Below are 13,002 nucleotides of genomic sequence, written 5' to 3'. Positions count from 1 at the left end.
AGCTACACTCCTTATCCTTCAGTATGTATGTGTCCTTCGACAGTTGTTTCATTGTCTTGAATAATACCTCTTTCTAAGGCTTTCCAAGCTAAGGTCGCACATTTGATTCGTGCAGGAAATTTAGCGACACCTGAAAGCATCTGAGCGTCTCCTAATTTCTTTTTATCTTCGACTTCTTCACCTTGGACTAACTCTAGAAAACTGGCAATAATCTCAATGGCTTCTTTTTCGGTTTTTCCGATAATAGCTGTTGTCATCATACTGGCACTTGCCATACTGATTGAGCAACCATGCCCATCAAATTTCACATCTTCGATAACATCATCTTTAATTTGAAGTTGCAATTGAATCACATCTCCACAAGTTGGGTTATTCAACTCAATTTGGCTTGTCGCTTCATTCAGTGTTCCCTTATTTCTTGGATGAGAGGTATGGTCCAAAATGACTTGCCGATATAAGTTTTCTAATCTAGATAAAGCCATCAGTGAAAAACTCCTTTGTTGCAATAATCGCTTCTACTAAGCGGTCTGCGTCTTCTTTGGTATTGTAAAAATAAAAACTAGCACGAGCTGTCGCATGAAGTTCGAGATAAGAAAGTAACGGTTGTGCGCAGTGATGACCGGCACGAACGGCTATTCCTTCCATATCTAATGCAGTTGCTGTGTCATGTGGATGAATGCCGTCTAAATTAAAGGCAATCACACCACTATGTTTTTTAGGATCTTTAGGTCCGTATATCGTTAATCCTTCAATTGCTTCTAATTTAGGTAAGACGTAGTCGACCAACTCTTGTTCATGTTGATGAATGTTAGCCATACCAATTTCAGTTAAGTAATCAATGGCACTACCTAATGCAATCGCACCAGCAATGTTAGGTGTTCCTGCTTCAAATTTCCAAGGTAGTTCTGTCCATGTACTGTGGTCATGATAAACAAAGTCAATCATCTCGCCACCATACTCAACAGGTTCCATCTCTTCCAATAATTGCTGTTTTCCATATAAAACGCCGATTCCTGTTGGTCCACACATTTTGTGTCCACTAAACACATAAAAATCAGCATCTAAATCTACAACATCAACTGGCATATGAGGTACCGATTGAGCGCCATCAACAATTAGATAAGCCCCCACATTATGAGCTAGAGTTGCCATCTCCTTAATTGGATTGGTTACTCCTAACACATTTGATGCATGGGCAATCGAAACAATTTTAGTACGTTCATTGATTTTTCTTTTAAAGTCGTCCATATCGATTTCACCTTCACTGGTTAAATCAACATAAACCAATTTAGCATCTTGACGTTTAGCTAACTCTTGCCAAGTGACAACATTTGAATGGTGTTCCATATGAGAAATTAAAATTTCATCACCAGAATTAACCACACTGTCACCAAAGCTACGAGATAGCCAGTTCAAGCCAGTTGTCGTACCTCTCGTAAAGAGAACTTCTTTGGTACTTTTTGCTCCAATAAAGGCACGTACTTTTTCTCTTGATGCTTCGTATTTAGTCGTTGCCCGATCAGCCAATGTATGAACCCCGCGATGCACATTTGCATTGTCATGTTCATAGTAGTGAACCAATGAATCAATCACCTGTTTAGGCTTTTGACTCGTTGCTGCACTATCTAGATAAACTAATGGCTCATCATTGACTTCTTGAAAAAGGATTGGAAAGTCTTGCTTAATTTTTTTATCTAGCATATTATTCAGCCAGCTTTCTATCAATCACTTCTACAAATTCTTCACGAACAGCTTTCACTGGGATTGCAGTAATAACTGAGCCTAAGAAACCTCTTGTTACTAATCTTTCTGCTTCTTTTTGTGGTAAACCACGACTCATTAAATAATATAATTCTTCAGGATCTAAACGGCCAGCACTTGCGGCGTGTCCTGCTGTTACTTCAAATTCATCAATTAATAGAATTGGGTTAGCATCTCCGCGAGCTTTATCAGAAAGCATTAACACACGACTTTCTTGTTGCGCGTCAGCTCCTTTAGCTCCTTTAAGAATATGACCAATTCCGTTAAAGGTTAATGTTCCTCTATCTAAAATAACCCCATGTTGTAAAATATTTCCAACTGAATGAGAGGCTTTATTCGTTACACGAGTATCAATTCCTTGAGTTTGACGACCAGAGCTGATAGCTACTACTTTTACTTCTGAATGAGAGCCTTCGCCCACTAAATCTGAGTCAAAGTCAGCAACAACATCGCCATCATTCATAATACCTAATGCCCAATCCACACTAGCGTCTCGCATAATATAAGCACGACGATTCATATAAGTGCTGATTTCTTTTCCAAGACGATCGATTGCAGCAAATTTTACTTTTGATCCACGTTTAGCAATAACTTCTACTACAACGTTAGCTGATAATTTTTCACTTGTTTCGCCTTCTGAATGAAGTCTTTCAAGATAAGTAATTTCACTGTTTTCTTCAGCAACAATTAAAACGTGTTTAACCCACGCACTGTTATCTCCCATATTTTGGAAGAATAAAGATTCGAATGCGTCTTTTACAACAACATTTTTAGGGGCATAAAGGAATACCCCACCATTCATCATAGCGGCATGGAATGCAGTTAAACGGTCTTCCTCAACAGGAACTGCTTTTGTCATGAAATACTCTTTAACAAGATCTCCATGTTCTCTTAATGCTGTAAAAATATCTGTAAAGATAACGCCTTGCTCACTTAATTCAACAGGCATTTGTTCGTACATTGTTGTGGTTCTACCTTGAATGATCATTGGATTGTCTTCCATCTCGTCAAAGCTAGGTAAAACAGGATTGCCTAAAACTTCTTCGTTTAAACTTCCTACATTCATTAATGGCCAACGGTGAATTTTCACGCGTTCAATTTTTGGTAAATCTAGTTCGGCTGCTTTTTCTAAGGCGTTTAAACGCAAGTCTAGCATCCATTGTGGTTCTTCCTGACTGCTTGAAAATAATGTGATGTCGTCAAGATAATCTTTTAATTCTATTGGTTTCATTTATCTTGTCTCCTTTCCATTATTCCTCTTCTTCAAACTTAATGCCTAATTCTTCACTGATTCCTTTGTATCCTTCAGCTTCAAGGCGTTTAGCAAGTTCTGCTCCGCCTGTTTTAACAACGCGGCCTTCCATCATAATATGAACCACATCAGGCACGATGTAGTTTAATAGACGTTGATAGTGAGTAATGATTAATGAACCAAAGTTATCTCCACGCATTTCATTAACGCCTTTTGATACAACTTGAAGAGCATCAATATCAAGACCTGAGTCAATTTCATCTAAAATCGCAAATGTTGGTTCTAACATTAATAATTGTAAAATTTCGTTACGTTTTTTCTCTCCACCAGAGAAGCCTTCGTTTAGGTATCTTTCAGCCATTTCTTCAGGCATATCTAAAAGAGCCATTTTTTCATCTAATTTATCTAAGAAATCCATAACAGACATTTTGTCGTCTTCTGCACGTTTTGAGTTAATAGCAGCGCGCATGAATTCAGCATTTGTAATTCCTGGGATTTCGCTTGGGTATTGAACGGCTAAGAATAGACCAGCACGAGCGCGCTCATCTACTTCCATTTCTAAAACGTTTTCACCGTCTAAAAGAATTTCTCCTTCTGTTACGTCGTAATTTGGATTACCCATAATAGCAGCAGATAACGTTGATTTACCCGTTCCGTTAGGTCCCATGATGGCATGAATTTCGCCAGTTTTCATGGTTAAGTTAACACCTTTTAAAATTTCTTTGTCTTCAATTGAAACATGTAAGTTTTTTATCTCTAAAACGGACATACTTTTCCCTCCATTTGTTATCTTTCAAACATTTTTCCTACACCAATCATTCTAGCTCAATTGAGAATTAAGTTCAATCAGTTTCACTTGTTTATTTTTGATACTTTATTTATCTTAGATACTTACTATACACAAATGATAATTAGTATAAATAAAGAAAGAGCCTAATCAAAAATACTCCTAGTTACTTTGAACCGAAAAAAGCTTGTGACAAGTTTTTTGTCCAAGCTTTTTTAATGTTAAATTAATCTAATTCTTGCTTATTTCTTTTATTAAGATAAAAGCTAGAAGCAACTATCAAAATGAAACCACTTATGATAGTAATAAAAGTTTGTCTTTCACCTGTTTTAGGTAATTTTTTGACAGGAGCATAGGTTTTCTTGCTAGTTGTATTGCCTCCTGAATTATTACCACCACCAGTTGAAGCAGCAACTACTTCAACACCAACAGAAGTGATATTTGTAGGTCTTGGACCTATTTCCAAATCTTCAATCGTTAAATTGGTTAGTTTCTTTTCTTTAATAAAAGCTTCTTTAATTTTATTCTCTTCTTCTTTTGATAAACCATTAAATGTTGTGTTGATACTTGCTTTACCAACTTTCACACCAGTGACAACACCTTCTTTAGTAACTTTTACAAATTTATTCTCTTCATTTAATGGGTAATCCACTTTTGGTGCATAGCCATGTTGAGAAGCTAATGACAATTGTGCAGTTTCGCCAACTTTTATCGTTGTTTTGTCGATACCTACTGTCCAATTAATCGGAACAACTACTTTTTCTATTTCAATATGAAATACTTGTAGCATCTCTCTCTGATAGAAAGTTATATCTTCGTCTGGAATTCCTTCATTACCCGGTTTTTCTTTGTATGCCTTTTTAATACTCGCTAATGATTCTTCTGATATTTCAAAAAACGGAGTGAGTACGGCTTGTTTATTAGGTTTCAACGCTGTATAAGTCCCATCTTCTTTTAATTCAATAAAATCATTTTTAGATGGTTTATATTTACCTTTTAAAGCCACACCTTCGATTGGAGCAATCGATACTTTACCACTTTCTCCAACTTCAAGTTTCTCCTTATCGATTGAAAAACTTGGTGTGATATCAATTTGATGTTTTTTAGTTTCTGTTGGATTTCCTACTTCCATTTTAAAAATTTGTGCAATATCTCTATGACTCAAAGCAATAGTTTCAATTTTTACCTTCTCATTACCTGGTTGTTTAATATAGGCTTCTTTAATCTTTTGCTTAGTTTCATTAGATAAAAGAAAATTTGGTGCAAAGTCTGTCGTACCTTCTTTAAGAGCTACGACTGTTCCGTCTTTTTTCACCTCAATAATTTCATTCTTATACTCTTTAAATTCACCTGTTACCTCTACACCTAAAATAGGTTTCACACTTAACTTGGCTGATTTACCTACCGCAAGTTTTTGTTGATCAATTGAATAATACGTAGTTGCATCAACTAGTACTTTCGTATCAACTGCAACATCTTCTTCTTTTTCCTTCACCACAGTTTGAGCTTCTACTGAGTTAGCAACTTGACCAACTTCCTCAGCTAATACATTAACTGAAAAAAGGATAGAAGAAACAATTCCAACAAATATCAATTTCTTTTTCATGATTAACCTCCTTTAATTAACATTTACATCCTTATTATCTCATAACCTAAAAAACAAAGATAGTTTTTTCACAATCAGCTGTAAAAGACTCAATAATACATGAGTCTTTTTAACATTTATTTCTAATTTAGAATACCTATTGTTAATGATTTTCGGCTTAAAAACTATGTATCACAGAACTTTTTCTCATTATTTTATTACCGAAAACTCATTTAAACTCATTATTGTTTTATTAATAACCTATATTAACTATTCTTCATGTGAATAATTATCGTTATTTTTGGTTAATTACACTCTTTTTATTTTGATTGAATCCGAGACTAAAAGTTATATAAAGCCCTTACATGACGTCGATAAAGAAAGTTTCATTCTTTTTTATCCTTAAATCATATAGACCACTTTTTGTCCGATAACTTATTTTAAAAAAAGGTTCACAAAGATTGTGTTTAGTGGTACATTAAAATCAAATGACAATTAAATAAATATTGTTTTTTATGATTGTCAAATCCTTTTTTAACTAGGATAATGAATTTGTAACAGACGTACCAAAATGAGTCATTGAAAAACAAAAATTACAATTCGATGTAAATGATTAGAAAGGAGTACATCGGCTATTTTGTGAATATAATTACAATACAAAGAAGGAGTCTTATTAATGAAAACAAATCGTGCAGAAAAAATGCTTTTAGAAATGCGTCAAGAAAATGTTGGTCAATTATTAATTTCAGATCCAGCAACTATTTTTTATTTAACAGGTTATTGGATTCATCCTGGAGAGCGTTTACTTGTTCTTGTGTTATCTGATTCTGGTGAACACACATTAGTTGTTAATAAGCTTTTCCCTATCACAGAAGACTTAGGTTTAAACCTTGTCTACATTGATGATACTGATGACGCAGTAGAAAAAGTATTAGAACATGTTTACACAGATAAAAAAATTGGCATCGACAAAAACTGGCCTTCTAAATTCTTATTACAATTATTAAATAAAAAACCGGGTGCCAAATTAATTAATGGTTCTGATATCACTGATAAAGTTCGTGCAATTAAAGGTGAAGACGAATTAGAACTAATGAGAGACGTATCAAAAGATAACGATAACGCTATTACTCAACTTAAAAACTTAGTTCCTTTAGAATTAGATGAATTAGAAATGACTGATCGTTTAGCTGCTATCTATAAAGAATTAGGAAACAGTGGCTTCTCATTTGACCCAATTATTGCTTACGGGGCAAATGGTGCTGACCCTCACCACATGACAGACAACTCAACTGTTAAACCTGGTGACAGCATTATCTTAGACATCGGTGGCGTTAAAAATTCTTACTGTTCAGATATGACTCGTACTTATTTCTATAAAGAAGTATCAGAAAAAAGCCGTGACGTATACGAAACTTGTTTAGAAGCTAATAAACGTGCTATTGCAATGATTAAACCAGGCGTTAGATTCTGTGATATCGATGCAGCTGCTCGTGATTACATCACTGAAAAAGGATACGGCGAATACTTCACACATAGAACTGGTCACTTTATCGGAATTGAATGTCATGAAACAGGAGACGTTTCAGGTTCAAACACTGCTGTAGCAGAACCAGGCATGATTTTCTCAGTTGAACCAGGTATCTATATTCCAGGTGAAGTTGGGGTTCGTATTGAAGACTTAATCATTTGTACTGAAGACGGTTATGAAAACTTAAACCATGTTTCTAAAGAATTAGAAATTATTGGTTAATACGATTTCATTACCCGATTTAAAAAGGAGGAGCTTTTCAAATGACCATTAAAGAAGGTTACATGCCTTACTTAGATTATAAAACTTATTACCGGATCGTTGGGGAAGAAAATAAAGACAAAGCACCGTTCGTAGTACTACACGGAGGACCTGGTTCGACTCATAATTATTTTGAAGTCATGGATGAAATGGCTAAAAAAGAAAATCGTCAAATAGTTATGTATGATCAATTAGGTTGTGGCCTTTCTTCAATGCCAGATGAACCGTCATTATGGAAATCAAGTACTTGGATTAATGAGCTAGTTGCTTTAAGAGAGCATCTAGGTTTAGATGAAATCCATTTACTTGGTCAATCTTGGGGGGAATGATGGCGATAGAATACCTTTGTGACTATGCACCTAAAGGAGTCAAAAGTGTTATTCTATCGAGTACTCTTCCATCTTCAAAACTTTGGGGCGAAGAACAACATCGTTTAATCAAGTACCTTTCTAAAGAGGATCAAGAAGCAATTCGCATTGCTGAAGAGACAAACGATTTCTCAAGTGAAGCTTATTTAACAGCTAACGACCACTTTATGGTGCGTCATGCTGCAGATAACCCTTCTCCTGAGTTACCTGAGCCGTTAAGAAGAAAGAAAAACTCAGGTGCGCAAGCCTATCTTTATGCTTGGGGACCAAATGAATACACACCAAGCGGCACATTAAAAGATTTTTATTATGTGGATAAGCTTCACACAATAAAAACACCTACTTTAATTACAAGTGGTGCTGACGACTTATGTACACCGTACATTGCCAAAATGATGCATGATAAAATTCCTAATTCAACATGGGAACTATATCAATACAGTCGCCACATGCCATTTGTGGATCAACATGAAGAATATATGCCAATGCTAGCCGAATGGTTAAATAAACATGACTAAATCAATGGATTTTAGAGAGGGGTACTACAATGAATGATGTTGCTACTCAGCCGTCAAAAAAACGACCGGCTTCCTTTTATTTTTGTTCACTTTCTTTTACTTTTGAACGTATGGCTTATTACTCTGCCAAATGGTTACTTTATTATTTTCTAATCACCGCGGCAGTCAACGGTGGTCTTGGTATCAGTAAAGGGGAAGCTGCGATTTTACAAGCTAACCTTGTTGCTTATACTTATCTTGCGCCTGTTTTTGGTGGCTTTATTGCCGACCGTTTCATCGGAGCACGTTACTTAATACCTCTTGGTGCTTTTATTATGGCTATTGGTTATTATGTAGGTTCCATTGGTACAAGTCCTGGAATGATGAACTTGATGGTCTTTCTAGTTGCAGTTGGGACTGGTTTTTTCAAAGGTAATTTATCTGCGATTACTGGTCAACTCTTTGATGACAAAGACGAACTAGATGCTGCCTTTTCAACCCAGTATTCTTTTGTTAACATAGGCTCTTTAATCGGAACAACAATTATTCCGATTCTTGTTTATAAAACATTTGCTTCTAATGAGACTTTTGGTTTCTCTCAAGGATTCTTATTTGCCTCAATCATTTGTTTTGTCTGTGGTGTTTGGTTTATTATTGGCTGGCGTTTCCTTGGAGATGCTGGTAAACGACCTTTCAAAGAAGGTAAAGTTGAAGAGAAAAAAGACACAGTTAAAGAACCTTTAACTAAACTTGAGAAAAAACGTGTTTTAGCGATTATCTTAGTATCATTCTTCTCAGTTATTTTCTGGTTATTCTGGTACATGTCTTATCTATCTGTTTATGATTACATGGATAAATTCACTAATACTCAAATGGGAAGTATCAAATTTGAAACAGCCTGGTTTGATTCTCTTAACGGATTATGGTGTATTGCCTTAGGTCCAATCTTAGCTATTCTTTGGATGAAACTATCAGCCAGACCACAAGGTGATATGAGTTTATTTAAAAAACTGGGAATTGGTTTACTATTCCTAGGAAGTTCTTACTTAATGTTAATTGCCGCTGAATTCCAACGTGGTGTTGGAGCAGGTGAAGAAGCTAAAGCAAGCTTAATTTGGATAATTTTATTCTCCATTCTGCTTTCTTTAGGAGAAATGTTCTTCTCTCCATTAGGTAACTCATTTATTACTAAATATGCTCCTAAGAGAATTTTATCAGTAATGATGGGTGTTTGGATTATCGCTTCATTCTTAGCTGGTAAAGGCTATGGATATATGTATGCATTTGTCTTAAAATTCGACATGATGCAAGCTTACGTTGGTATCCCGATTGTCTTAATTATTGCAGCTGCTCTTCTATTCATCTTTAACAACAAGTTTACTTCTCTTGTTGAAGGTAATGAAGATGACCATGCAGAAGAAGCTAATTAAATAAGAAGAAAGAGGCTGACCCAAAAGTCTCTTAAATAAAATAAAAGGAACAGAATCTTTTTACGATTTTGTTCCTTTTTTTGACGAAAAAAATAGCACTATCCTTTATAATTAAAGCGTCTAAACCAAATCAAAAGGGAGTGCTATTTATGTATAAAAATTATAACATGAAACAAGTTACATTATCACTAGATTTAGAAATTTATTTAGAAAAAAACGACATCGCTTTCGCGATTAATGAATTAGTAGAGAGTATTCCAAGTCACGTTTTTTCTGTTTTTGATCATCAAATGGGAACCTCATCTTACGACCCAAGAATGATGTTGAAACTTATTTTATGTGGCTACACACAGTCAAATTTTTCTGGTAGAAAAATTGAAGCGATGACTAAAGATAGTATTCGTACTAGATGGTTGACTCAATCACAATTTCCTAACTTCAGAACCATTAATCGTTTTCGAGTGAATCCTTTGGTTCAGCCGATTCTTCAAGAGTGTTTTATTCAATTTAGAAATCAATTAGTTTCTCAGAAATTGATTGAAAAAGACGCTATTTTTATTGATGGGACCAAATTGGAAGCTAATGCCAATAAATATAGTTTTGTTTGGAGAAAGAGTACGACCAGATATGACGAATCTCTAACAGAAAAATCAAAAATATATTATCAACAATTAGTCAAAGAAAAAATCATTCCGTCGATTCATACTGAAGATAAGGAATGGGATGATAAACACTTGACTCTCATTGCCGATTCTATAGAAACTAGAGTATCTGAGTTGACTGAACAAATAGATGATACAGAAGACGTTACCCTTAGAAAAGAACTCCGTCATCAAAGAAAGGAACCTAAAAAAGCCTTAAAGGCTTTTCGAGAATTCAGTGATAGAAAGAAAAAATATAAGCAACAATATCAGATTTTTAAAGAGAGAAACAGTTTTTCAAAAATCGATATGGACGCCACTTTTATGAAAATGAAAGAAGATCATATGATGAATGGTCAACTGAAACCGGATACAATGTCCAAATCGCAACCAACAATCAATACATTCTAGCTTATGACACTTTTTCAAATCCAACAGATTTTAAAACGATGATTCCTTTTTTAACCACTATCAAAGAATCTTATTTTGAATTACCAAATTATATTGTAGCTGACGCCGGTTATGGAAGTGAAGAAAACTACCAAGCTATCTTGGATGATTTTGAGAGAACCCCATTAATCACCTACACTATGTATCAAAAAGAACAGACCAAAAAATATAAGCAAAACCCATTCATTACTAATAATTGGAAATACAATGAATTAACCGATAGCTATACTTGTCCTAACAATAGAGAACTGCATTTTAGAAATTATTCTACTCGTAATGATAAATATGGATTTACAAGACAGTTAAAAATGTATGAATGTGAATCTTGTTTAAATTGTCCAGTTAGAGCGTTGTGTACTCGAGCAAAAAGTAATAAAAATAGAGTCATTCAAAAAAATGGTAACTGGGAGTATTTTAAAGCTCACGGAAGAGAGCTTTTGAGCGATGATGTAACAGGAGCGATTTATCGTCGAAGAAAAATTGATGTGGAACCAGCCTTTGGAAACCTAAAGGCTAATTTGTCGTTCAATCGATTCTCGGTTAGAGGTCAAGAGAAAGTAACACAAGAGTTAGGATTTGCCTTTATGGCTCTAAATTTGAGAAAATTAAGTAAATTTAGGAAGGATATAGACAGAAAAATAAGAAAAAACAAGAATTCCAAAATGATAAACCTCATTTTAGAATTCTTGTTTTGTTTTAAGAGACTTTTGGGTCAGCCTCTTTTTGTTTTATTCAGAAACTTCTACACTTAAGAGATTCGCATATTGTTGTGAACCATGCATATCACTTTCACCAATACTTCCTTGATTCCAAGGTCTAGGAATTGTAATTTTAATGCCTCTTGCTGCTTCAAAGTATTCAAAATTGATGATCTCTTCTTGTTTCATTTGATAAAGTTCAGCTACTTTTTCAATTGTTAATAGTTCTTTTTCTTTAAAAAATTGATAGTCTTCTAAACTTTTAAAAATAATATCGATTGTTAGTTCGAAAGGACCTGAATTTTTACTACGAATCACTTGTGCATACTCTTGTAATAACATATTAATTAACCTCCCATTGTTTAACTTCAAAAGGTGTTACAGGATTATCAATTGTCATCAGATGATAAACACTAAACTGACAAACTAAACCAAGAGGTATTTCAAGCGGGGTAAATGGCATCCCGATATTTCCTGATGTCGCAATACGTCCTGGGTAATGGTAATGAAGAAGCGTTGTTCTCACTCGGTTAACTAATAATTGAGCCATCTCTTGCGTTGGTGAAGCAACTTCTGCTATCACACAAACTTCATGTCCCACATCAGTGACACTTTCTAAATGTTGCATCACTGCATTTTTACCATAAGGATGGAAAATTAATTGGCTTTGCTCTGCTTCTTCGGGTAATTCTTTTGTCACCTGATTTTTAACATAAGCTAAAATATCATCTAGTTGATTAATTAGAATAGGATCTCTTAATCCCATAACGGTAATAGAACGATAACCAACTGTTTTAGCTCCCTCTAGTTTAATTCGATAAGTCGAATCCACTTCAAACTGACTACCGCTTATGCGCGCAATTCTATCAGTCTCAGCTTCAAAGGTACAATTTTTTAGATTTAACACGCCACCTGGTCCTGGTAATAAGGTCGCACTACTTTTTTCATACATCGTGTGAGCTGCAACTGAATGAGGTAAAGCCTTAGAATTCGGATTCATTGGTTCAATTAAGAAATGGTCTTCTCTTAGTCTACCTAATACTGTTTTACCCGTTGGAACACAACAGATGGCACCACATTCAATGATTTTACCCATATGCCAAGCTAAAGCTGGTGAGAAACCATAATGAATGCCTAAAGCTGCAGTTGGAGCTGGATCATAAGTTCGACCACCAATAATCACATCTGGGCGTTCATCTCCCTTTTTCAATAACTCTAAATAAGGTTCTGCTCCCATTTGAGCGGTTATAACTGATGTTTCATTTATATCATCTTCTGTTAATTCAGGTACATTCGTCATCGGAATAACATTGTGATTAGCTAATTCCTTTTGGACTGTTTCTTTTGGAATATCACTATAAATCGAAGCTACTTTAATATTCAGTTTTTGCTCTGTTGCTATTTCTTTAACAATCTCAACGAATAAATCGACATGTTGATTTGTTCCGTCTCCTCCAGCTGAACTGACAATTAGCGGAATATTGTGTTTTTTAGCTGCTGGAATTAAAATAGCTAATTCCTTTTGATAAGCTGATACTGGACAAGTCATCTCTCCTAAAGCCAATTTTTGTGGACCGCTATCTGTTGAGCCAGCATCAACCACAATGGCATGAGGTTTTTCTGCTAAACCCCTTTCAAAATCTTCTAAAGGAAAACCATATCCCATCATCCCATTTGGCACAAGTACTCTAAGTTCATCCATCATAATCCCTCCTGTTTCTTTCATAATTCTATAGTATAA

Annotated in this window: 9 protein-coding genes and 2 pseudogenes; 4 read left to right on the top strand and 7 right to left on the bottom strand. The window is 34.9% G+C overall.

Annotated features, from left to right (window positions below):
- Nucleotides 1-11: 11 nt before the first annotated feature.
- The 5 genes from sufU to H9L18_RS05880 all read right to left on the bottom strand — a co-directional run bounded on the left by sufU (nt 12) and on the right by H9L18_RS05880 (nt 5,406).
- On the bottom strand, nt 12-482 hold the full coding sequence (gene sufU / locus H9L18_RS05900) for a Fe-S cluster assembly sulfur transfer protein SufU (RefSeq protein ID WP_126791924.1): 471 nt from the start codon (nt 480-482) through the stop codon (nt 12-14).
- Nucleotides 469-1,701 (bottom strand): cysteine desulfurase, encoded by a 1,233-nt coding sequence (locus H9L18_RS05895; protein WP_126791926.1) that lies wholly within the window; start codon nt 1,699-1,701, stop codon nt 469-471. Before H9L18_RS05895 ends, sufU begins: the two co-directional genes overlap by 14 nt.
- 1 nt (nt 1,702) lies before the next feature.
- Nucleotides 1,703-2,992 (bottom strand): Fe-S cluster assembly protein SufD, encoded by a 1,290-nt coding sequence (sufD, locus tag H9L18_RS05890; protein ID WP_126791928.1) that lies wholly within the window; start codon nt 2,990-2,992, stop codon nt 1,703-1,705.
- A gap of 19 nt (nt 2,993-3,011) precedes the next feature.
- A complete protein-coding gene (gene sufC / locus H9L18_RS05885) occupies nt 3,012-3,782 on the bottom strand; it encodes a Fe-S cluster assembly ATPase SufC (RefSeq protein WP_126791930.1) in 771 nt (256 codons plus the stop codon).
- A gap of 244 nt (nt 3,783-4,026) precedes the next feature.
- Nucleotides 4,027-5,406 carry an LPXTG cell wall anchor domain-containing protein gene (locus H9L18_RS05880; RefSeq protein ID WP_126791933.1) on the bottom strand — a complete coding sequence of 460 codons (1,380 nt, stop codon included), beginning with the start codon at nt 5,404-5,406 and terminating at the stop codon, nt 4,027-4,029.
- A 655-nt stretch (nt 5,407-6,061) separates the two neighbouring features.
- On the opposite strand from H9L18_RS05880, the gene H9L18_RS05875 reads away from it, so the two are divergent.
- The 4 genes and pseudogenes from H9L18_RS05875 (at nt 6,062) to H9L18_RS05860 (ending at nt 11,315) form a co-directional block, all read left to right on the top strand.
- Nucleotides 6,062-7,138, top strand: coding sequence for a M24 family metallopeptidase (locus H9L18_RS05875; RefSeq protein WP_126791935.1), 1,077 nt, complete (start codon nt 6,062-6,064; stop codon nt 7,136-7,138).
- A 41-nt stretch (nt 7,139-7,179) separates the two neighbouring features.
- Nucleotides 7,180-8,063: pseudogene (pepI, locus tag H9L18_RS05870) on the top strand (proline iminopeptidase).
- Between the two features lie 29 nt (nt 8,064-8,092).
- Nucleotides 8,093-9,472 (top strand): peptide MFS transporter, encoded by a 1,380-nt coding sequence (locus H9L18_RS05865; protein WP_126791939.1) that lies wholly within the window; start codon nt 8,093-8,095, stop codon nt 9,470-9,472.
- A gap of 149 nt (nt 9,473-9,621) precedes the next feature.
- A pseudogene (locus H9L18_RS05860) lies at nt 9,622-11,315 on the top strand (IS1182 family transposase).
- On the opposite strand, the gene H9L18_RS05855 reads toward H9L18_RS05860, so the two are convergent.
- Entirely contained in the window at nt 11,292-11,603 is a 312-nt protein-coding gene (locus H9L18_RS05855; RefSeq protein WP_126793842.1) for a DUF4387 domain-containing protein, read from the bottom strand. The pseudogene H9L18_RS05860 and the gene H9L18_RS05855 sit on opposite strands and share 24 nt — an antisense overlap.
- Before the next feature lies 1 nt (nt 11,604).
- A complete protein-coding gene (locus H9L18_RS05850) occupies nt 11,605-12,963 on the bottom strand; it encodes an acyclic terpene utilization AtuA family protein (RefSeq protein WP_126793844.1) in 1,359 nt (452 codons plus the stop codon).
- Nucleotides 12,964-13,002: the final 39 nt, after the last annotated feature.

Source organism: Vagococcus carniphilus, from assembly GCF_014397115.1.
Lineage (GTDB): Bacteria > Bacillota > Bacilli > Lactobacillales > Vagococcaceae > Vagococcus > Vagococcus carniphilus.
The sequence above is the reverse complement of the archived record's forward strand: the minus strand, read 5'-3'. Positions and strand labels throughout refer to the sequence as shown.